Genomic DNA, 21367 nt, shown 5'->3' with positions numbered 1-21367 from the left:
TGAAAATCTCCCGGCGAACACCTACCAGGCGCTGAAAATCTCCCGGCGAACACCTACCAGGCGCTGAAAATCTCCCGGCGAACACCTACCCGCCAAAGCACGAATTCCGCCTCTTGCCCTATACACACCGCGACACATTGTCGGCTTGACTTTGCCTATATCCATCCAATTCCTGTAAAGTTGACGCCAAGGTCAGTTTTCTCAAGCCAGGCCAAGAATCAAAAGAAAGGGCAGGCCCCAACTGCCCAGAGGATCAAGCATGTCCAACCGTGATATTTCCCGGCGCGCCTTTTTGCAAGGCGGCCTGATCGCTGGTGTCGGTGTGACCATGGCGCCATTAGGCAGCCCGGCATTCGCCGCGTTGATGGAGGAGCGCGTTACCACTTCGCCGCAGAAGTGGATGAACCACGACGGCAAGGCGCGTTTCCGTAACGATGCCTTGTCCAAGGTCTGCGGCGACAAAGTGTTCGCGCGCGACATCCGCGCCAAGGACATGCCCGGCTGGCCCGCGCAGCAAGGTCATGCGCTGCTGCTCAAGGCGACCAAGGTCGACCGGATTTATGCCGGCCATGACCTCAGCCTGCTCGGCACCGACCTGCAGCCGGACCGCATCGTCACCGCCGCCGACCTCGAACAGGACGGCATCGCCTGGCCCGAGGCCCATTCGCCCGACCCGCTACTGCCGCCCGGCAAGGTGCCGATGTTCATCGGCCACCCGGTGGCAATCCTGATCTGGCACGACTTCGAGCGCTTCCGCCAGGCCAAACGCAAACTGCAGTTCAATCAACAGGCGATCCGTTACGGCGCCCAGGCGCCGCTGTACCAGCGCGACCCTTACGGCAGCTTCCGCTTCGTGCGGGTGGGCGGCGCCACGCCGTTCGACGACGATGAGTTCTCCAGCCTGAAGAACTCCATGCTGTTCCCCACCATTCTCAACCGCAAGCCGGTGTGGTCTAAGCAGCCCAACCAGCACGGCGACCTGACCGAGCAGGGGTTGTTCTACGCCAAGCGCATGGCCGAGCAGCTGGACAACCCGCCCGAGGACTGGCTGGTGTTCGACGAGCGCTACAAGACGCCGTCCATCGAACCTGCCGCGCTGGAGCCGGACAACGGCAACGGCTGGTACGACCCGGCCACGGGCACGCTGCACTTCGTGGTCGCCACCCAGTGCCCGTTCGAAGTGGCGCAGGAATGCGTGCACATGATCAAGCCGTCGCGCTTCGCCCTGAACACGCTGAACATGCATCCGGGCTACACCGTGGGCTATGGCTCAAAAGACAACAATATCTTCGTCTTCTATGCTGCGGTGGCCGCGCTGTACGGCGCCGGCGTGCCGATCCGCCTGGCCAACGACCGCTACGAGCAGTTCCAGAGCGGCATCAAGCGCCATGCCTTCGATATCCGCTACCAGCTGGCGGTGGACAAGAAGGACAACAGCTTCAAGATCTTCCGCGCCGACATGAGCTGCGACGGCGGCGGGCGCATCAACTACAGCCCATCGGTGGCAGCCGTAGGCGCCACTGCAGCGCAGTCGATCTACTACATGCCGCAGAACGACCTGTCGGTTACCGCCTACTATTCCCGTGGTGTCGAGGCCGGCTCCATGCGCGGTTACGGCACCCTGCAGAGCATGGCCGCCACCGAGATGATGGTGGATGAGATCGCCGGCCGCCTGGGGGTCGATGCCATCGACCTGCGCCGCGCCAACGCGCTGAAATCGGGCATGAAAAACACTCAGGGCGCGGTGCCGGCGGGCGCGCTACGGCTTTACGAGATCCTCGACAAGGCCGCTGTGCATGAATGGTGGCGCGACCGCGACGCCCGCAAGCGGCAGATGGACGCGCAGGATCAGGACCACTGGTACGGGGTGGGCTTTGCCATTTGCCAGAAGGACTTCGGCACGGGCTCCGAAGCACCGATGGCCAGCATCGAATTCAGCCGCGACGGGCGAATCAGCCTGCGCCACATCGGCACCGAGCTGGGTACCGGCATGTCCACCTCCCAGGCTTTGGTGGTCAGCGATTTCCTTGGCCGTTCGGCCGACGAGGTAACGACGGCAGTCACCGAATGGCCTGAGCTGCAACTGAGCACCAGCGGTAACCCGTACCTGATCAGCCAGCCTGAGCAGGACGCCGCGCTGCGCAACCCGCGCTGGGTCGGCAAGCTGGCGTCGCCATCGTCGGCGACCAACTCGGCCTTCTACTTCAGCCATGCCACCCGCGAAGCGGCGCGTGTGCTGTTCAACCATGGCCTGTGGCCGGCGGCCATGGCGATCTGGAGCCAAGGCCCGTACGGCGGCCAGGCCAACCCGCTGGTGGTGCGCCGCGAAAATGCGGTGTGGGTCAACGGAGAGCTGACCGGTAACGGTCTGCAGCCGATTCCGTTCGCCCAGCTCGCACAGAAGGCCCACGACATGGGCTTGGTCACCGGCGCCAGTGTGCACGGCTTCAACCGCTGGAGCTGGGCCGAGGCCGACTTCGTCATCGACGGCGTGCGTGAGCGTTTACCGCTCGACGCGGTGGCGGTGAAATACGGCGATGGGGCGGTGAATGCCAAGAAGGCACAGATGAACAGCCATGGCTACCACCTGCTCGACCGGCAGAATGCGGCCTACCCCGACACCCAGTTGAACAACGCCATGGTCACCTACTACAGCCCGGTGGCGACCATCGTCGAGGTCAAGGTCAACAAAGGCACCTTGGAGACGCAGGTGCTCAACCACCACAGCTGGGTCGAGTGCGGCCGGGTGCTGGTGCCGGAGTTGGTCAAGGGCCAGCTCGAAGGCGGCATCGCCATGGGCATTGGCCATGCACTGACCGAAGAAATGCCGTTTTACGAGGGTGGGCCCGGGGAGGGCGACTGGAACTTCAACCGCTACCGCCTGCCGCATGCGCGCGATGTGGCGGTGTGGCAGCAGACCAGCGAAATCCTCCCGCCGCTGTCACCGACCGACCCGTCCAAGGGCATCGCCGAAGTGGTGATGATCCCGGTCGTCGGTGCCATCGGCAATGCCGTCGCGCATGCCATCGGCAAGCGCGTGCGCGATCTCCCCATCACCCCAGCCCGTATCAAGGAGGCCCTCAATGGCTAACCGTCCACTGCAACTGACGCTCAATGGTCAACCGGTCGGGCCGGTCGAAGTCCCCGCGGACCTGGCGATGATCGACTACCTGCACGAACACCAGAACCTCACCGGCTCGCGCCTGGGCTGCGGCCAGGGCATCTGCCACGCCTGCGTGGTGATCGTCGACAACCCCGACGGCACCAGCGAAGAAGTGCGCACCTGTATCACCGGTGCCCATTACTTCGAAGGCAAGAAGGTTCGCACCATCGAAGGCCATGCCAAAAAAGACGAGGCCGGCAACCTGACGCTCAACCCGATCCAGCAGAAGTTCGTCGACCTGTTCGCCTTCCAGTGCAGCTACTGCGCCCCAGGCTTCGTCAACGCCGCTACCGTGCTGGTGGAAACGGCCCAGCGCCAGCCGCTGAAGAAGAGCGAGGTGCAAGACCGCATCGAGGCCAGCCTCGGTCACCACATCTGCCGCTGCACAGGCTACGTGCGTTACTACGATGCCACCCGCAAGGTGCTCAACGATCTCGGCCTGGTCAAGGAGGGTTGAACATGGGCTTCGTACGTAGCGCCTCGGCGTTGGTCCTCGGGCTGGCTGCCAGTTCGTTTGCCCTGGCGGCCGACGATGCGCAGGTCAAGCGCGGTGAATACCTGGCCCGCGCGGCCGACTGCATGGCCTGCCATACTGCCGAAGGCGGCGCGCCGTATGCGGGCGGCCTGCCGATCCATTCGCCGTTTGGCACCATTTATGGCAGCAATATCACCCCGGACAAACAGTACGGCATCGGCAACTACAGCGCCGACGAGTTCTTCGCCGCAGTCACCGAGGGCAAGCGCAAGGACGGCGCCAACCTCTATCCTGCGATGCCTTACACCTCGTACCACCTGATCAAGCGTGAAGATTCGGACGCGATCCTCGCCTACCTGATGACCATACCGCCGATCAACCGCCCGGCGCCGCAGACCGCGCTGCGCTTCCCGTTCAACGTGCGCATGGGCCTCAGCGGCTGGAACATGCTGTATGGCAAGAGCGTGCAACTGCAGCCGACCGAGGGTAAAAGCCCGGCCTGGCAGCGCGGCCAGTACATGGTCGAGGTCATGGGCCATTGTGGCGAATGCCATACCCCGCGCAACCCGATCGGTGCGCTGCAGCAGGACCAGCGCCTGAGCGGCGGCCTGCTGGGTGGCTACCTGGCGCCAAGCCTGCTGGCCCAGGACCTGGCCGAGCGCGGCTGGACCCAGCCGGACCTGACCACCTTCCTCAAGCACGGCATCAGCGCCCAGGGCAGCATGTTCAACGAGATGTACCCGGTGGTGCACCACAGCACCCAGCATCTGGAAGATGCAGACCTTGCGGCCATGGCCACCTACCTGCTGGGCGACCAGCCGCCGCCGGCCAAGGCTATCGAGACTGTTGCCCTGGAGCAGATGAGCGACAGTGCCAAGCGTGGCCACCAGCAGTACCTGAACGTCTGCGCCGGCTGCCATGGGGTCGACGGCGAGGGCAAGCCGCACATCGCCGTGGCCATGCGCGGCAACACCGTGCTGCGCCAGGCCGACTCCCGCAACCTGGTCAAGGTGGTCCTCGAAGGCATCCGTGAACAGCAGTTCACCGGCTTCGAGCGCATGCAGCCGATGCCGGGCTTTGCCGACAAGCTGGATGACCAACAGGTGACGGATATGGTCAACTACCTGCGCCAGGCCTGGGGTGGATTGCCCGGCGACCTGAGCGTACAGCAGCTCGCCGAGCTGAAGGCGGAGTAAAGCGTGCAGCATCTCGATCTACAGGTGATCCGTCAGGCTTTGCAGTGGTCCTGCAACGGCCAGCGGGTATGGTTGTGCACGGTGCTCGCCACCTACGGCTCGGCGCCGCGTGCACCGGGTTCGCTGCTGGCGGTGAACGCCAGCGGCCAGTGGCTGGGCTCGCTGTCCGGTGGCTGTGTCGAAGACGACTTTCTCGAACGCGTGGCCCTGGGGGAATTCCCGGAGCCAGTTGCCATTGTGCGTTATGGCGACGGCAGCGACCCGCGTTCGCGCGTTCGCCTGCCGTGTGGCGGTGTGCTTGATGTACTGGTGGAGAACCTGCCGGTTGAATGCGAGGTGCAGGCGCATCTGCGTGAGCTGGAACGTGCGCTGCTGGGCCAGCGCCGGATACTGCGTGAGGTGAGCCTGCCTACGGGTACCCGCCAGCTGCTCGATGACCATAGTCAGGGGCCACGGGTGGAACGGGAAAATGCCCGGGTGCGCTTGCGTGTCGGCGCCGCCCAGCGGCTGCTGCTGGCCGGTTATTCCAGCGTGGCGCATTTTTGCGTCGAATTCGGCAGGGGCATGGGGTTTGAGGTCATCCTTTGCGAGCCGCGTGATGAAGTACTCGACGGCGTAGTGCTGAATGGCATTGAGGTGCGCCGCGAGCTTCCGTCGGAATTCATCGCCAATGGCGGTTGCCATGCCGACACGGCAGTGGTGGCATTGACCCATGATCCAAAAATCGATGACCTGGCCATGCTTGAAGCCGTGCGGACCGAAGCGTTCTACATCGGCGTGATGGGCTCCAAGGCCACCTCCGACAAGCGTCGCGAACGCTTGCAGCGAATTGGTGGCCTGGGTTGCGACGAGCTGGCGCGCATCCATGCGCCGATTGGCCTGAACCTGGGCAGCAAGACCCCGGCCGAGATCGCCCTGGCGGTACTGGCCGATATCCTTCGTGTGCGCAACGGCATCGAGCGGGCGGCGCTGTGAGCGTGGTTGCGTTGGTATTGGCGGCAGGCAGCAGTGTGCGTTTTGGCTCTGACAAGCGCCGTTCGCTGCTGGCTGACGGTCGAAGCTTGCTGGTGCACAGCGTAGAGAGCGCCTGCGCAGTGTTCGATGATGTGCGGGTGGTGTTGCGTGAGGGGGAGCGAGGTGTAGACCTGGGGTTGCCAGCGCAGTGCAGGGTGGTCTCCAGTCCGGATTTCACATTGGGCATGGGCCATAGCCTGGCGGCCGGGGCCGCTTCGCTGGCTGACAGCGAGGCGCAGACAGTAGCGATTCTGTTGGGTGATATGCCCTGGGTGGCGTCCGCGACCCTGGATTTGCTTGCACGCGAGGCCAGTGGATCAACGATAGTCCTGCCTTGTCATGCCGGACGACAGGGCCATCCGGTGTTGTTCGGGCGTGATTTCTGGCCGGCGCTTGCCCGGCTGAAGGGTGATGAAGGGGCGCGTTCGGTGCTGAAGGCCCATGCGGACCGTTGCGTCCGGCTGGATGTCGAGGATGTCGGCGTGCTGCAGGATGTCGATAGGCCGGATGCGGTGCGCCCTTGAATGCGTTCGTCAAAGGCTATTCATCTTCTTCGCCAGTGAGTTCATAGGGTTCGAGTTCGCCCAGTTGGGAAAGCAGCACCAGATGCTCCACTGCCTTCAGCTTTTCAAGACGCTCGAGGCTGTCTGGGCCTCCCAGCATCAAGGCGGGGACAAAGCCATACATCTCGTCTGGGCCCAGGGTGCCGAGCCGTTCCCTGGCAGGTTCGAACAGGTCGTCGAAGTAGACGCACTCGGTCATCAGCCACATGAGCAAACCGTGGATCCTGCTGTCCCGTTCTTCGTCGCCTGAGCTGTGAGCGCCATCGAGGTAACGGGAATGGTAGGCCGCAATGGTCAGCACCGAACCGGTTTTCTCACCCCATAGGTACAGGTAGCCAAAAGCGCTGCGGGCGATGAGGTGATAAGTGTCGCATTCTTCGAAGTGCGTACCGGCCAACCAAGAGGCCACTACACCCTGGTATTCCTGAGGATTTACCAGCCAGAACAAGCCGCCGCCGTAGCCGCACCAGCCGTGGTCTTGCCAGTATTCAAGGAGGCGATTGGGGAGTTTGCCTTGGTAATGATCGACAGCGGCAGTTGGTACGGGTTGCTGGCTGATGGGTTCGCCGAAGGTTTCCAGGAAAATGCTGAAGATGACATCCATTCGTTTAGGTCCTTTTGTGTGCTCAGAAGTCAGAGAAGCTGTAGGGTTCGAGTTCGGTGATTTGAGACAGCAAAATTAAATGCTCTATTGCTTTAAGTTTTTCCAGGTTTTTGAGGTCGGGGCGCCCTCCCAGCATCAATGCAGGAACAAATGCATATATCTCATCTTCTTTCAAGATGCCCAGCTTTTTCTTCGCGGGCTCAAAAAGGTTTTCAAAGTCGTTGTGTTCTTTTTTTCTTGATAGAAAGAAGCTTTGGACCTCTCTGGTTGCTTCCGTTTCAGTGAGTGTGCAGTTTTCACCTGTGTAACGGGACAGAAGACTTGTGATTTTTACTGAAAAGCCACTGTTCTCTCCCCAAAGATACAGGTCGCCGAAAGCGCTTCTGGCAACCAAGTGGTAAGTGTCCCGGTTTTCAAGGAGGGTGCCCTCGGTCCAGGATGAGACAACGCCCTCATACTCCTGTGGATTAACCAGCCAGAATATACCTTCGCCAAAACCACACCATCCATGCTCTTTCCAGTATGCAAGTAACAACTCTGGAAGTTTTCCGTTATAGCGATCAATGCTGGAGGGGGGCACCTCTCGACGGGAAAAAGGCGCGCCTATATTGTCAAGGAATATGGAGAATACCTCATCCATTTGCGATGCCTCTTGTCGTTAGCACTTATGAAGTCTTACATTCATGTAAGTCGAGTGGGTGCCGAATTTCGGCGTGTTTTCCGCGGCCTCTTTGATGCTGGCTAGTCTGTTTCGCCATTGAGCACCAATGCTGGAGTTGACTTGCCTGTCGCCAAAGTCTGAGATCATGTCTCTGCCTCCCGCGCTTAAGTCGGGATTGTGTAGCGCGGCCAAGGTGGCCATCGTCTCTTTCGCCTTTATGGTCGACAGTCTAGTTGCTTCTGCTGGGCTCATTTCGGCGAGCAGCTCCTTGTTGATTCTTTTTTCCAACCGGTCTTGTAGATCCCTGCGTGCAGCGCGTGCGACCGCAGGGTCACGCTTTACAGGATTGGCAACGTTCTCCAAAAACTCCTCAACCGTCAGCCGATTCAACCCATCCTGTTGCCCCTTCAGCTGCCGCTCAAACTCGCCATGCTTCGACGCTGGCAATTTATCCGCCTTGAAACACGCCACCGTATGCAACGGCATGCTACCGGGCTTCCCTGTGGGGTGCTCCTTGTCTTTTCCCGCCTGCCGATTCGGCTGAACTGGCTGCGGATCATCCATCGCCCCTTTGCGCCGCTCCGGCACCTGCAGATCCGGCCGTTTCTTCAACCCCTCTTCATGCTGGAGTATCCATTGCCCCAGCCGCGCGCCTTTGCGGCTGGCCGCCATTTCCTGGGCCAGCACCCGGGCATCGCCGCGCCCGCGGGTGAGGTACGACACGATTGCCCCCAACAACAGCACCACGACTTCCACATGGCCTTGGGCAATCTGATGCGTGGCCCGGGATATCGCATAGGGGTCGTCCCGGCAGAACGGGCCGGTGCCTTCATTGCCGCAGGTGCCTTCCCAGGCGAAGCGGATGCCATCGACGTAGTACTCGCCGATACGCGGCAAGCCCTCGACGAAGAACTCGGCAATGGAAGCCAGCCCCAGCGCACCGAGGATCCAGCCGCTGACCTTGAGGCCCATGGCCGCGCCTGCGCCGGCGAACGGAATGGTTCCGGCGCCGCCGGCGAATGCGCCTACCCCCGCGCCAAGCAGGCCACCGGTAATGGTGCTGCCGGCGACGATCATTGCCATCTGCTGCACGACCCTCAGCAGTTCGTCGACGATGCTGTTGATGTCGAGGTCGGCGAAGCGCTGGCGTAGCATGTGCGCCGCCTGCCATTCGGCGTGGTAGAAGGCTGTGCGGACAGCTTCGATCCGGCGCAGGTTGAGGCCCAGTGAGGCGACCTCTTCATTGAGGCTGGTGCGGAACTGGCCACCGCTTTGGTAGCCCACCATGGCGATGACACGTGACTCGATCTCGTGCCACGAGGGCACGAGGTAATCCAGGTACATGAGGTGTCTCCCTGACAACGTGTGCAGGGGGAAATCCCATCATGGATTCGGATCAGAGGTTTCTGGGTCAGTTGTAGGAAAAGGCAACTTCGTTTCTGTTGTGTTCGAGAAGCTCGGGAATTGGGGTGAGGCTGCGATGGGCAGGGCGGCGACCCCGCGCGGCGCTCGATCTACCCCCAACCCTCCCCAAAAGGTCCATAATCCCCCCTTAATCCGCCCAAGGTGCAATACCAGCCACACCACTCCGGGAGCCCCACCATGCACGTTCTGCTCTGCGAGGACGACGACCTGATCGCCGCCGGCATCTGCGCCGGCCTCACCGCCCAGGGCCTGACCGTGGACCGGGTGGGTAACGCCGCCGCTGCGCGGGCGATGCTGCAGGCCGCGCAGTTCGACGTGATGATCCTCGACCTTGGCCTGCCCGACGAAGACGGCCTAAAGCTGCTGCGCCGCCTGCGCGAAAAAGGCGAGACCCTGCCGGTACTGGTGCTCACCGCCCGCGATGCCGTCACCGATCGTGTCGATGGCCTGCAGGCCGGTGCCGATGATTACCTGCTCAAGCCCTTCGATCTGCGCGAGCTGGCCGCACGCCTGCATACCTTGCTGCGGCGGGTGGCCGGGCGGGCGGTGAACGTGATCGAGCACGGCCCGCTGCGCTATGACCCGAGTAGCTGCGAGGCGACCCTGGCCGGCCAGCATGTCGACCTGTCCCGCCGCGAACAGGCCCTGCTTCAGGCGCTGCTGCAGAACCCCGGGCGCGTGCTGTCCAGCGAGCAACTGAAAGACTGCGTGTACGGGTTCAGCGACGAAGTCGAGAGCAACGCCCTCAACGTGCACATCCACCACCTGCGCCGCAAGCTGGGCAACGGCATTGTCGAGACCGTGCGTGGCCTGGGCTACCGGCTGGGTCCGGCGCAGGCACCGCAAGAGGCCGCATCATGAGCCTGCGGGTGCGCCTGAGCCTGATCCTCGGCAGTGCCTTCGTGATCATCTGGGCACTGGCCGCCGCGTGGATGCTGCGAGACCTGCGCCAGCAAATGATGTTCTCCCTCGACCAGCGGCTGGTGGCGTCGGCGCGTATGGTCGCCGGGCTGATCGACCAACTGCCGCAGCCGCTGACCGCCAAGGGCGGGGAGGCGCATTTTTCCGCCGACCAGTTCAGCGTACCGGATGGCATGGCCTGCCAGGTCACCTCGTTGCGTGGCGAGATCCTTGCCAGCAACCACAAGCACGATGGCGCCATGGACGACGAGCGCAGTGGGTTTCGTGACCAGACCATCGACGATGCGCTTTGGCGCACCTTCACCTACAACCACGGCGATGTGCGCATCACCACGGCCGACCGGCATATGGAGCGCGAGGCGCTGAACCAGTCGATTCTGCTGGCGGCATCGGCGCCGGTACTGATGGCCCTGCTCGGCAGCCTGGGGCTGTTGTGGATCGGCCTTGGCAAGGGCCTGGAGCCGCTCAACCGCATGCGTGATGCGTTGCGCCGCAGGCGTGCGGACAGTGTCGAGCCGCTGCAGGTGGCGGGCATGCCCAGCGAGTTGCAGCCGTTGCTGGAAACCCAGAACCAGTTGTTCCGGCGCATTGCCCAGACCCTCGAGCGTGAGCGGCGCCTGACCGACGATGCCGCGCATGAACTGCGCAGCCCGCTGACCGCGATCAAGACCCATCTGCAGGTGGCGCGGATGACCGACGGCGCGGTGCGCGAGCAGGCGCTGGAGCATGCCGAGCAGGGCGCCGACCGCATGCACCGCACGCTTGAGCAGTTGCTGATGCTGGCGCGGGTGGAAGGCAGCCTGTCGTTCGAGGATGGCGTGCAGTGCAGCGCCGAGCAGGTGGCCCGTCAGGCGGTGCAGGATGCCGGTGGTGGCGACAACCGGCGTATCGTGTTGCGCCTGCCTGAAGAGGCCACGCAAATCTACTTGGGCATGCCCGCACCGTTGGCGGTGGCAGCGCTGCGCAACCTGCTGGACAACGCCTTGCGTCATGGCGGCGATGAAGCCGTAGAGCTGGAGGTGCAGATGGCGGACGGCCAGGTGGGTTTCATGGTGCGCGACCACGGGCCAGGGATTGCCGAAGCGGACCTGGAGCACCTGACCGAGCGCTTCTGGCGCAATGGGCAGAGTGGTGGTTGCGGATTGGGGCTGGCGATTGTGCAGGCGATCATGCAGCGGTGTGCCGGTAGCCTGCGCTTTGACAGCCGTAGTGACGGCTTGCGGGTCTTGTTGCAGGTACCGGCGCGTCCTGGACATTGATGTTTATCGCCTGTGCTGGCCTCTTCGCGGGTGAACCCGCTCCTACGGGCGGGTGGCGGTCTGTGGGGGTGGGTTTGCCTGTGCTGGCCTCTTCGCGGGTGAACCCGCTCCTACGCGGGCGGTGTGGTCCTTGTAGGAGCGGGTTTACCCGCGAAAGGGCCGGCACAGACCCAAATAAAATGGCGTAACAACCGCTAAATCCTCCCCTCACTCAAGCGTTTCCAAAGCGATAACCGCCCATCCGCTTGCTCGCGAGGATTTACCCATGCCCACCGCTTCCAGCCTTGCCCGGGTTGTACCGGCCAGCGTGCCGCAACCCTTGTACGAATTCACCGATTCGCCCTTGCTGCAACGCCAGCAGCAACAGGAATCCAACGCCCGCAGCTATCCACGGCGCATCCCGCTGGCGCTCAGGCGCGCCCGTGGCATCCACGTCGAAGATGTCGAAGGCCGCCAGTTCATCGACTGCCTGGCCGGTGCCGGCACCCTGGCCCTGGGCCACAACCACCCGGTGGTGGTCGAGGCGATCCAGCGGGTGCTGGCTGACGAGTTGCCGCTGCACACCTTGGACCTGACCACCCCGGTCAAGGACCGCTTCGTCCAGGACCTGTTCGGCATCCTGCCCGAGGCGCTGCGCCGCGAGGCCAAGGTGCAGTTCTGTGGCCCGACCGGCACTGATGCGGTAGAGGCGGCGCTGAAACTGGTGCGCAGCGCCACCGGCCGCAGCACCGTGCTGGCCTTCCAGGGCGCCTACCATGGCATGAGCCAGGGCGCGCTGAGCCTGATGGGCAGCCATGGGCCGAAACAGCCACTGGGGGCCTTGCTCGGTAACGGCGTGCAGTTCATGCCTTACCCCTACGACTACCGCTGCCCGTTCGGCTTGGGCGGCGAAGCCGGGGTGAAGGCCAACCTGCATTACCTGGAAAACCTGCTGCTCGACCCGGAAAGCGGCGTGCCACTGCCGGCGGCGGTGATCCTTGAGGTGGTGCAGGGCGAGGGTGGTGTGATCCCGGCCGATATCGAATGGCTCAGGGGTGTGCGCCGTATCACCGAGCAGGCCGGTGTGGCGCTGATCATCGACGAGATCCAGAGCGGCTTTGCCCGCACCGGACGCATGTTCGCCTTCGAACATGCCGGCATCGTGCCGGACGTGGTCACCTTGTCCAAGGCCATCGGCGGCAGTCTGCCGCTGGCGGTGGTGGTGTACCGCGACTGGCTGGATACCTGGAAGCCGGGCGCACATGCTGGCACTTTCCGTGGCAACCAGATGGCCATGGCGGCGGGTTCGGCGGTGATCAATTACCTGGTCGAGCATCGCCTGGCCGAACATGCCGAGGCTATGGGGCTGCGCTTGCGCAAGCACCTGCTGCAGTTGCAGCAGGACTATCCGCAGTTGGGTGACATTCGCGGGCGTGGGCTGATGCTCGGGGTGGAACTGGTCGACCCACAAGGCCAGCCTGATGCGCTGGGCCACCCGCCGGCTAACCGCGACCTGGCGCCTAAGGTGCAGCGCGAGTGCCTCAAGCGCGGCCTGATCCTGGAGTTGGGTGGGCGACATGGGGCGGTGGTGCGTTTCCTGCCGCCGTTGATTATCAGTGGCGAGCAGATCGACGAGGTGGCGCAGCGGTTTGCCGAGGCGTTGATCGCGGCAGTCTGAACCATTGCCGGGGGTGCAAAGCGCCCCCAGGCTATCTCAAGTCAATCAAAGGTCCGCCCGGCCCGCCAATAACCCATCAGGGTCAGGCACTCTCGTTGCAGTCCGCGCTCCTTGATCAGATACCGGCGAATATCCATTACCGTCGCCGATTCCCCCGCGACCCAGGCATGGAACGCACTGCTGGTGCTACTGGCCTGTTCCCACAAGATCCGTGTGTCGATGTCCACTTCTTCCAGCTTCGCCCGTGGTGCGGCAGGCTCCTGTGGCAGGCTGGCCAGTTCGCGCACGGCGTGCTGCATGGCCTGGCCATGTGCGCAGCCCAGCAGATCGCGCGGCAGCCAATGCAGTTCGGTGGCATCGCCATGGCGCAGATCCAGGCAATCAGCTTCCAACGGCACCTCGATGAACGCCTGCACCGCAAGCTCGGGCTGGGTCTCTGCCAGTTGCTCAAGGATGCCGGCAATCGCCGGAAGTGCCGTTTCGTCACCCACCAGCAGTACGTTGCGCACCCCCTGGGGTGGCTTCCATTCATAACCGCCGGGGTCGCCGGCATAGGCCAGGTTTGGCGCGACCATCTGCAGGCGGTCACCCACCTGGGCATGGGTGGCCCAGGCCGAAGCAGGGCCGTTGACGCCATGCAGCACGAAATCCACATCGACTTCCAGTGCTTCCCGACGCAGCGCGCGGATGGTGTAGGTACGCATGGGTGGGCGCTGTGCTGGCGGCAAGGCGCTGTGCGCAGTTTTCCAGTGGGCATCGGCGGGAAGTACAGGCAGCGAACCATCTGGGGCGGGAAAGAACAGCTTGACCCGTTGGTCGGGGGCCAGGGTGGCCATCTGGGCCACATCCGGGCCGGTGAACACCAGGCGTGTCAGTGAAGGGGAAAGGGTGATGCGTTGCTTGAGCTGCAGGTCGAACAGGCGGTAGGCGCTAGCAGCCGGGGTAGGGCTGCCAGCCAGGTGGCGCAGGCCTTGCCGGAGCGCTTGGGTGATGCGGGCGGTGCTGGACATGCGAAAGTCCTCTTGCAGGGCGGCTTTCTCGGTAAACGAGCCGCCGCGACGGCAAATTAGCGCTTCGCTGTCAGCCTACCAGCCGCGCCCGGAGTTGACCCAGAAGTTCACCGACAACGAAGTTGACACCGACTCGACCTGGTGGAACCAGCCCTCTGGCAAGAACAGCAGGTCACCCGCCTCCAGCAGCACGCGCAGGAAGGAGACCTGGCGGGCATCGGGGAAGCTCTGGTAGTCCGGGGCGTCGGGATTGAAGTCGCAGCCGTCCAGGCCACCCTCGGGGCTGGTCGACCAGGTGCCCAGGGCCGGGCGGTGGTGCGGCGCGGCGAGAATGAAAGACTTCTGCCCCCAGACTTGGGCGAACATATTGTCGGTGTCGTCTCGATGCAGTGGGGTGAGGGTACCCTTGGGGCCGATCCAGATACGTGGGGCGATGAAGCGTGAGCGTTCGAAGTACTCCGGAAAGCGGATCAGCGCAAGGAGTTTTTCCGGCACGATGTTGTTGCCCATGTAGGGCGGGGTCTCGCCAGGTTTGACCGGGTTGTCCAGTGAGGCGATGAAGTCGGCCATGGAGGTGGAGCGAAAGTCGCGGTCGGTGGAGAAGGTCTTTTTCACATAGTCGCCATGCCGGGTAATACCCTGCAATTCGGCGAAATGCTCCAGTGATGCCTGGCGGCCCATGGTGAACAGTGGCCAGTCCTGCAGGGCATCGCTGAGCACTACTGGTAAGCCGTGGGGCAGGTAGTCGCGGCGAAACTGCTCCGCTGGCAGATCGGCGCGGCGGATGCGGGGCACTTCGCGGCGTATAGGCTGGGTAGCGGAAATTCGCTCGCTGATACGTGCTGGCGTCGGGTAGCGCTGGTTCATTGCTACCTTGCTCGCCATGCCGCCTCGGCGGGCGCTATCAATGATCTGTGGCAGCAGGGTGGCCAGGCCCATGTTGCCGGTGATCTTCAGTCGCGCGTTGGCGAACAGTTCTTCGACGTTGACGGTGCCGCTCATGATCCCCAGGAAGTCGCGCTCGGCTACTTCGATGGTGACATCCGGGGTGTTATGCCTGCCGGCCCCGACGCGGCTGCTGTCGCTGACTTCGGCCCAGAAGGCGCGGTCTTGGCCGAAGGCGAACTGGAACACGCCTTCGATGCCCACGGCATGGGCATTGGCGAACAGTTTGCTGAGGATGCTCTGAAGGTCCACGGTAGGCCTCTGTCGGTCTTCATTGTGCAAGATCAACGAGCACGGCCCTCGCCAATTTAGGCAATGCCTGCACGGCTAATTTTCCCGTGCGCTCTTACGTCCCGTAGGGATACCCGAGCAGAAGCTCGATACCCAACCGTATGGAAGATCGCAGATGAATTCCGAGAGGTCCCTCAAGCTTGCCCGCAGCTTCATTGGCTTGCCAGTGGAGAAGCGCCGGCTGTTCCTGGAGGGTTTGCGCGCCGAACGCATAGACTTCTCCCAGTTCCCGATCGTGGCGGGTGTCCAGGCCGATGATCGCCACACGCTTTCCTATGCCCAGCAGCGTATGTGGTTTCTCTGGCATCTCGACCCACACAGTGGCGCCTACAACCTGCCTGCGGCCGTGCGCCTGAACGGCGAGCTCAACCATCAGGCCTTGGAGCAGGCCTTCGCCAGCCTGGTCGCGCGCCACGAGACCCTACGCACGGTATTCCGCCAGTTGCCCGACGACAGCCTGCGCCAGGTGCCCTGCGAGCAGCCGCTGGCGATCAGCTACCACGATCTGGGCGTGTTGCCGGCCGAGCAGCGCGAGGTGGAAGTGGCGCGCGAGGCCGAGGCCCAGGCGCAGCAACCGTTCGACTTGGCCAATGGCCCGTTGCTGCGGGTGCGTCTGCTGCGCTTGGGTGAGCAGGAGCACGTGCTGTTGCTGACCCTGCATCACATCGTCTCTGATGGCTGGTCAATGAGCGTGCTGATCGATGAATTCTGCCGCTGCTACGACGCCTATGACCAAGGCATGCAGCCGCAGCTCGCGGCGTTGCCGGTGCAGTACAGCGATTACGCCTTGTGGCAGCGACGCTGGCTGGAGGCGGGCGAGCAGCAGCGTCAATTGGACTACTGGCTGGCGCAGTTGGGCGTTGAGCACCCGGTGTTGGAGTTGCCAACCGATTACCCGCGTCCGGTGCAGCCGACCTATCAGGGCCGCCGCCACGAACTCAGCCTCGATGCGCAGCTGGTGGAGCAGGTGCGAGCATTGGCCAGGCAACAGGGCGTGACGCTGTTCATGCTGTTGTTGGGCGCATTCAATATTGTCCTGCACCGCCATAGCGGCCAAGGCGACCTGCGTATTGGCGTGCCCATCGCCAACCGCAACCGCCACGAGGTCGAGGGCCTGATCGGCTTTTTCGTCAACACCCAGGTGTTGCGTACCCGCCTCGATGGCATGACCACCGTCGCCGAGTTGCTGGCCGATATCAAGGCGGCGTCCATGGGTGCCCAAGACCATCAGGACCTGCCGTTCGAATGCCTGGTCGATGCCCTCAAGCTCGAACGCAGCCTGAGCTACAACCCGTTGTTCCAGGTGATGTACAACCACCAGCCGGAAGTGGCCGACGTTACCCGCCTTAAGGTCGGTAGCGGCCTGGAACTGGGAGTGATCGAGTGGGAAAGCCGCACCACCCAGTTCGATCTCAGTCTGGATACCTTTGAGCAGGGCGGGCGCCTGAATGCGGCATTCACCTATGCCTGTGACTTGTTCGCGGCGCCCACCATCGAGCGCCTGGCCCAGCACTGGCTACGGGTGCTGCAGGCGATGGTCGCCAACCCCGCCCAGCGCATCGGCGAGATCGCCCTGCTGGATGCACAGGCCTATCGCCAAGTGGTCGAGGATTGGGGGCGCAACTCCGCTTGCTACCCCAACGACCTGTGCGTGCACGAGCTGTTTCAGGCCCAGGCCGGGCGTACGCCCGATGCGCCGGCGCTGATCTTCGAAGGCCAGCAGTTGACCTACGGCCAGCTCAACGCCCGGGTCAACCGCCTGGCGCGTACCCTTCTTGAGCGTGGCGTGGGGCGCGAGGTGCTCGTGGGCATTGCCCTGGAGCGCGGCCTGGACATGGTGGTGGGCCTGCTGGCGGTGCTCAAGGCCGGTGGGGGTTATGTGCCGCTCGACCCGCAGTACCCGGCCGATCGCCTGCGGTGCATGATCGAGGACAGCGGCAGCCGTCTGGTGCTGACCCAGGCCAGCCTGATGCAGAGTTTGCCGCTGCCCGCTGACGTCCGGACCCTGTGCCTGGACCACGAAGAAGCCTGGGCCAACAGCGATGCAAGCGACCTGGTAAGCCAGGCCCTGGCTGACAACCTGGCCTATGTGATGTTCACCTCCGGTTCCACGGGCCGGCCCAAAGGCGTGGGGATCAGCCACCGCGCACTGGCCCGCCACGCCCATGTATCGTTGGGGTTCTTCGGTCTTAGCGCCGCTGATCGAATGCTGCAGTTCGCCACCTTCAACTTCGACGGTTTCGTCGAGCAGCTATACCCTGCGCTGATCTGTGGCGCCTCGGTGGTGATCCGCGGCAGCGAAATCTGGGACAGCGAAATCCTCTACAGCCAGCTGATCGAGCAGCGCATCAGTGTGATGGACCTGACTACCGCTTACTGGCACATGCTGGCCAAGGATTTCGCTGCAGCCGGCCCGCGTGATTATGGGGTGCTGCGCCAGGTCCATGGTGGCGGCGAGGCAATGCCGCCAGAAGGCCTGCTGGCCTGGCGCGAGGCAGGCCTTGGACATGTGCGCCTGCTCAATACCTACGGCCCGACCGAGGCGACGGTAACCGCCACCACCCTCGATTGCGATGACTATGTGCACGGCAAGCGGTCGATTCCGCTGACCTTGCCGATCGGCAAGGTGTTGCCGGGGCGCAACATCTTGGTACTGGATGACAATGGCGTGCCGGCACCGGTGGGTGTGGTCGGCGAGTTGGTGATTGGCGGCGAGTTGCTGGCCCGTGGTTACTTCCAACGCCCCGGGCTGAGCGCCGAACGCTTCATCCCGGACCCATACAGCGGCGTCGGTGCGCGTCTGTACCGTACTGGCGACTTGGCCCGTTTCAATGCCGAAGGGGTCATCGAATACGTTGGCCGAATCGACCACCAGGTGAAAATTCGCGGCTTCCGCATCGAGCTGGGCGAGATCGAAGCACGCCTATTGGAGCGCGACGAGGTGGCCGATGCCTTGGTGCTGGCCGTGCCCGGTGTCAATGGCTTGCAGTTGGTAGGCTATCTAGTGCCAGCGGCCCGCGAACTGGTCGATGCCGCTCCGGCTGCCCAGGCCGCGCTGCGCGAGGCGATCCGCGCCGGGCTGCAGACGTGCCTGCCCGACTACATGGTGCCCGCGCAACTGCTGCTGCTTGGCGCATTCCCCCTTAGCCCCAACGGCAAGCTTGACCGCAAGGCACTGCCACGGCCCGACGTCAGCCAGCGTCAGCATGACCCTGTGGCGCCGCGCAACGCTGTGGAGCAGCGCATCGTCGCCATCTGGCAGGACGTGCTCAAGCGTGAGCAGGTCGGGGTGACCGACAACTTCTTTGAACTGGGCGGCGACTCGATCATGTCCATCCAGGTGGTCAGCCGCGCACGTCAGGCCGGGTTGTTGTTCAGCCCCAAGGACTTGTTCCAGCACCAGACCGTGCAGGGGCTGGCCAGTGTGGCGCGCCAGGGCGAGGCGCGCCTGCTGATCGACCAAGGCCCGCTGAGCGGCCCTCTGGGGCTGCTGCCGATCCAGTGCGATTTCTTCGCCCAGGATATTCCGGTACGCCAGCACTGGAACCAGGCTTTGCTGCTGCGTGCGCAACAGGCGCTGCAGGCAGACACGCTGGCCCAGGCGCTGGGGCTTGTGGTCAGCCATCATGACGTGCTGCGTTCGCGCTTCGTCGAAGGGGTCAAGGGCTGGCAGGCGTGGGTTGCCGAGTCAACCCAGCAACAGGCCGATCTGTTGTGGGTACGCGAAGGCGTGTCGCCAGAACAACTCGTCGAACTCAACACTCAGGCCCAAGCAAGCCTGGACCTGGCCCAGGGACCACTGCTGCGCGCCGTGCTGGCGACGTTGGCGGACGGTAGCCAGCGCCTGCTGTTGGCGATCCACCACCTGGTGGTGGACGGCGTGTCCTGGCGCATCCTTCTGGAGGACCTGCAACAAGCCTACAACCAATTGCGCCAGGGCCAACCCGTGCAGTTTCCGGCCAAGACCAGTTCGACCAAGGCCTGGGCCGAACGCCTGCAAGCCCATGCGCAGGCACCGGCGTTGGAAGCCGAACTGGGCTACTGGGCTGCGCAGTTGCGCGATGTTCATGTGGAGCTGCCTTGTGACCGTCCGCACGGCAGCCTGCAAAGCTGCTACCGCCAGGTGGTGCGCGGCCGCCTCGACCGTGAAGCTACCCGTAAGTTGCTGCAGCAGGCCCCGACCGCCTATCGCACCCAGGTCAACGACCTGCTGCTTACTGCCTTGGCGCGTACCCTGCATGGCTGGACTGGCCATGCCGATGCCGTAATCCAGCTCGAAGGCCATGGCCGCGAAGACGTGTTCGACGAAATCGACTTGAGCCGCAGCATCGGCTGGTTCACCAGCCTGTTTCCGGTACGCCTGACCGCGCACGATGATCTGGCTGTCAGCCTCAAGGGTATCAAGGAGCAACTGCGCGCCGTGCCGGCCAATGGTCTGGGCTTCGGTATCCTGCGCCATCTGGGGGCGCCGGCGCTGCGGCAGGCGCTGGCGGTGTTGCCGCAACCGCGTATTACCTTCAACTACCTGGGCCAGTTCGACAGCAGCTTCGACGCCGATGCCTTGCTGGTGCCGGCTACCGAGGGCGCTGGTGCCGAGCTGAGCGAGGATGCGCCGCTAGGTAACTGGCTGGAAGTGGAAGGGCAGGTCTATGATGGCGAACTGGAAATGCGCTGGACCTTCAGCCGCGAGCAGTTCGAGCTGGCCACCATCGACCAGCTCGCCGCCCGCTTCAATGAGCAGTTGCAGGTGCTGATCGACCATTGCTGCCAAGGCGGTGCGATGGGGGTGACGCCCTCCGACTTCCCGTTGGCGACCATCGATCAGGCCCAACTCGATGCGCTGGACGTACCGGCCAGTGAGATCGAAGACCTCTACCCGCTATCGCCGATGCAGCAGGGCATGTTGTTCCACAGCTTGCTGGAGCAGGGCACCGGCGAATACATCAACCAGTTGTGCGTGGACGTCGAGGGTTTGGATGTCGAACGTTTCCGCGACGCCTGGCAGGCAGCGGTGGACAGCCACGACATCCTGCGCAGTGCCTTCGTCTGGGAGGGCGGCGGCCAACAGCTGCAGATCATCCATCGTCGTGTGCCGCTAGATTTCACCTGCCATGACTGGCGGGGCCGTGATGACCTGGCCACGGCCCTGGAGGCACTGGCCGAACAGGACCGCGCCCGTGGCTTCGAGCTGCGGCGCCCTGGGCTGCTGCGCTTGATCCTGGTGCGCACCGGCGAGCATCGCCAGCACCTGATGTTCACCAACCACCATATCCTGATGGACGGCTGGAGCAGTTCGCAGCTGCTCGGCGAGGTGATGCAGCGCTATCACGGGCAGGTGCCGGAGCGCCCGGCGGGGCGGTACCGTGATTACATCCAGTGGCTGCAAGCGCGCGAGGCCGACAGCAGCGAGCGTTTCTGGAAAGAACGCTTGGCCGAGTTCGAGGCACCGACCCTGCTTGCCCGCATGGACGTCGAGCCTGTCACTGGCAGCGGTTATGCGCTGTTGCACCACACTTTCGACAGTGCGGCGACCCAGCGCCTCAACACGTTCGCTCGGCAACAGAAAGTCACCCTCAACACCTTGGTGCAGGCTGCCTGGCTGCTGTTGTTGCAGCGCTATACCGGCCAGGACTGCGTGACCGTCGGCACCACCGTGGCCGGTCGCCCGGCCGACCTGCCAGGCGTTGAAAGCCAGCTGGGCCTGTTCATCAACACCTTGCCATTGGTGGCCAGCCCGCGTGCGCAGCAGACCGTGGCGCAATGGTTGCATGGGCTGCAGGTGCTGGGCCTGGCCATGCGTGAGCACGAGCACAGTGCACTGTTCGAGGTGCAAGGTTGGGCCGGACGCAGTGGCGAGGCGTTGTTCGACAATATCCTGGTGTTCGAGAACTTCCCGGTGTCCGAGGCTCTGGAGCGGGGAGCGCCAGAGGGCCTGCACTTCGGTCCGGCGCGCCACAGCGACCTTACCAGTTACCCGCTGACCTTGGGCGTGACCTTGGGCGACAACCTGGCCCTGCACTATAGCTTCGACCAGGCCCACTTCAGTGCCGAGCGTATCCGCCGTATCAACGAGCACATGGTCCAGTTGCTGGGTGCCTTGGCCGAGAACCCGCAGCGTGCCTTGGGCGAACTGCCGATGTTCGATGCGGCCGAGCGCGAGCGCATCGTGGCGCAGTGGAACGC

14 protein-coding genes are annotated in these 21367 nt (G+C 63.6%); 9 read left to right on the top strand and 5 right to left on the bottom strand.

The genetic code is table 11. The features are described 5' to 3' along the window. Positions 1-259: 259 nt before the first annotated feature. Genes ACF8EF_RS15685 through ACF8EF_RS15665 form a run of 5 tightly spaced genes read left to right on the top strand, consistent with a single transcriptional unit; the run spans position 260 to position 6372 of the window. Positions 260-3091, top strand: a complete 2832-nt coding sequence (locus ACF8EF_RS15685; RefSeq protein ID WP_392461545.1) for a xanthine dehydrogenase family protein molybdopterin-binding subunit — start codon at positions 260-262, stop codon at positions 3089-3091. Continuing rightward, complete coding sequence (locus ACF8EF_RS15680) at positions 3084-3620, top strand: (2Fe-2S)-binding protein (RefSeq protein WP_084850713.1); 537 nt, start codon at positions 3084-3086, stop codon at positions 3618-3620. Before ACF8EF_RS15685 ends, ACF8EF_RS15680 begins: the two co-directional genes overlap by 8 nt. 2 nt (positions 3621-3622) lie before the next feature. Continuing rightward, the gene (locus ACF8EF_RS15675; protein ID WP_392461543.1) at positions 3623-4834 is read left to right on the top strand and encodes a cytochrome c; all 1212 of its coding nucleotides are present in this window, start codon (positions 3623-3625) and stop codon (positions 4832-4834) included. A 3-nt stretch (positions 4835-4837) separates the two neighbouring features. After that, a complete protein-coding gene (locus ACF8EF_RS15670; RefSeq protein WP_176685677.1) occupies positions 4838-5809 on the top strand; it encodes an XdhC family protein in 972 nt (323 codons plus the stop codon). Next, positions 5806-6372 (top strand): NTP transferase domain-containing protein, encoded by a 567-nt coding sequence (locus ACF8EF_RS15665; protein ID WP_392461541.1) that lies wholly within the window; start codon positions 5806-5808, stop codon positions 6370-6372. Before ACF8EF_RS15670 ends, ACF8EF_RS15665 begins: the two co-directional genes overlap by 4 nt. 16 nt (positions 6373-6388) lie before the next feature. Here the strand turns inward: ACF8EF_RS15665 and ACF8EF_RS15660 are convergent, their stop codons facing one another. Genes ACF8EF_RS15660 through ACF8EF_RS15650 form a run of 3 tightly spaced genes read right to left on the bottom strand, consistent with a single transcriptional unit; the run spans position 6389 to position 9020 of the window. Next, positions 6389-7015 carry a GAD-like domain-containing protein gene (locus ACF8EF_RS15660; protein ID WP_392461539.1) on the bottom strand — a complete coding sequence of 209 codons (627 nt, stop codon included), beginning with the start codon at positions 7013-7015 and terminating at the stop codon, positions 6389-6391. A gap of 22 nt (positions 7016-7037) precedes the next feature. Beyond that, positions 7038-7655 carry a GAD-like domain-containing protein gene (locus ACF8EF_RS15655; RefSeq protein ID WP_176685674.1) on the bottom strand — a complete coding sequence of 206 codons (618 nt, stop codon included), beginning with the start codon at positions 7653-7655 and terminating at the stop codon, positions 7038-7040. Positions 7656-7673: 18 nt separating this feature from the next. Then, positions 7674-9020, bottom strand: coding sequence for a DUF6861 domain-containing protein (locus tag ACF8EF_RS15650; RefSeq protein WP_392461537.1), 1347 nt, complete (start codon positions 9018-9020; stop codon positions 7674-7676). Positions 9021-9278: 258 nt separating this feature from the next. On the opposite strand from ACF8EF_RS15650, the gene ACF8EF_RS15645 reads away from it, so the two are divergent. The 3 genes from ACF8EF_RS15645 to ACF8EF_RS15635 all read left to right on the top strand — a co-directional run bounded on the left by ACF8EF_RS15645 (position 9279) and on the right by ACF8EF_RS15635 (position 12938). Further along, positions 9279-9962, top strand: a complete 684-nt coding sequence (locus tag ACF8EF_RS15645; RefSeq protein WP_004576176.1) for a response regulator transcription factor — start codon at positions 9279-9281, stop codon at positions 9960-9962. Continuing rightward, complete coding sequence (locus tag ACF8EF_RS15640; protein WP_392461535.1) at positions 9959-11281, top strand: ATP-binding protein; 1323 nt, start codon at positions 9959-9961, stop codon at positions 11279-11281. The genes ACF8EF_RS15645 and ACF8EF_RS15640 overlap by 4 nt, the downstream gene beginning before the upstream one ends. A gap of 265 nt (positions 11282-11546) precedes the next feature. Further along, positions 11547-12938, top strand: a complete 1392-nt coding sequence (locus ACF8EF_RS15635) for an aspartate aminotransferase family protein (protein WP_176685671.1) — start codon at positions 11547-11549, stop codon at positions 12936-12938. Between the two features lie 41 nt (positions 12939-12979). Here the strand turns inward: ACF8EF_RS15635 and ACF8EF_RS15630 are convergent, their stop codons facing one another. Both ACF8EF_RS15630 and ACF8EF_RS15625 read right to left on the bottom strand, forming a co-directional pair. Beyond that, positions 12980-13948, bottom strand: coding sequence for a siderophore-interacting protein (locus ACF8EF_RS15630; RefSeq protein ID WP_176685670.1), 969 nt, complete (start codon positions 13946-13948; stop codon positions 12980-12982). Between the two features lie 75 nt (positions 13949-14023). After that, on the bottom strand, positions 14024-15145 hold the full coding sequence (locus ACF8EF_RS15625; RefSeq protein WP_176685669.1) for a cupin-like domain-containing protein: 1122 nt from the start codon (positions 15143-15145) through the stop codon (positions 14024-14026). A 154-nt stretch (positions 15146-15299) separates the two neighbouring features. Here ACF8EF_RS15625 and ACF8EF_RS15620 point away from each other — a divergent pair. Beyond that, a partial coding sequence (locus ACF8EF_RS15620) for an amino acid adenylation domain-containing protein (RefSeq protein ID WP_392461533.1) occupies positions 15300-21367 on the top strand: 6068 nt, incomplete at its 3' end.

This window comes from Pseudomonas sp. zjy_15, assembly GCF_043101865.1.
In the GTDB taxonomy this organism is placed as follows: domain Bacteria; phylum Pseudomonadota; class Gammaproteobacteria; order Pseudomonadales; family Pseudomonadaceae; genus Aquipseudomonas; species Aquipseudomonas putida_Y.
Note: the sequence above shows the minus strand (reverse complement) of the source record. Positions and strands in the feature narration are given on the sequence as shown.

Bases quoted from the DNA above. Each gene is read 5' to 3' on its own strand.
- ACF8EF_RS15685 (WP_392461545.1), top strand. From the start codon at position 260: ATGTCCAACCGTGATATTTCCCGGCGCGCCTTTTTGCAAGGCGGCCTG.
- ACF8EF_RS15635 (WP_176685671.1), top strand. From the start codon at position 11,547: ATGCCCACCGCTTCCAGCCTTGCCCGGGTTGTACCGGCCAGCGTGCCG.
- ACF8EF_RS15675 (WP_392461543.1), top strand. From the start codon at position 3,623: ATGGGCTTCGTACGTAGCGCCTCGGCGTTGGTCCTCGGGCTGGCTGCC.
- ACF8EF_RS15680 (WP_084850713.1), top strand. From the start codon at position 3,084: ATGGCTAACCGTCCACTGCAACTGACGCTCAATGGTCAACCGGTCGGG.
- ACF8EF_RS15645 (WP_004576176.1), top strand. From the start codon at position 9,279: ATGCACGTTCTGCTCTGCGAGGACGACGACCTGATCGCCGCCGGCATC.
- ACF8EF_RS15640 (WP_392461535.1), top strand. From the start codon at position 9,959: ATGAGCCTGCGGGTGCGCCTGAGCCTGATCCTCGGCAGTGCCTTCGTG.
- ACF8EF_RS15660 (WP_392461539.1), bottom strand. From the start codon at position 7,015: ATGGATGTCATCTTCAGCATTTTCCTGGAAACCTTCGGCGAACCCATC.
- ACF8EF_RS15655 (WP_176685674.1), bottom strand. From the start codon at position 7,655: ATGGATGAGGTATTCTCCATATTCCTTGACAATATAGGCGCGCCTTTT.
- ACF8EF_RS15650 (WP_392461537.1), bottom strand. From the start codon at position 9,020: ATGTACCTGGATTACCTCGTGCCCTCGTGGCACGAGATCGAGTCACGT.
- ACF8EF_RS15630 (WP_176685670.1), bottom strand. From the start codon at position 13,948: ATGTCCAGCACCGCCCGCATCACCCAAGCGCTCCGGCAAGGCCTGCGC.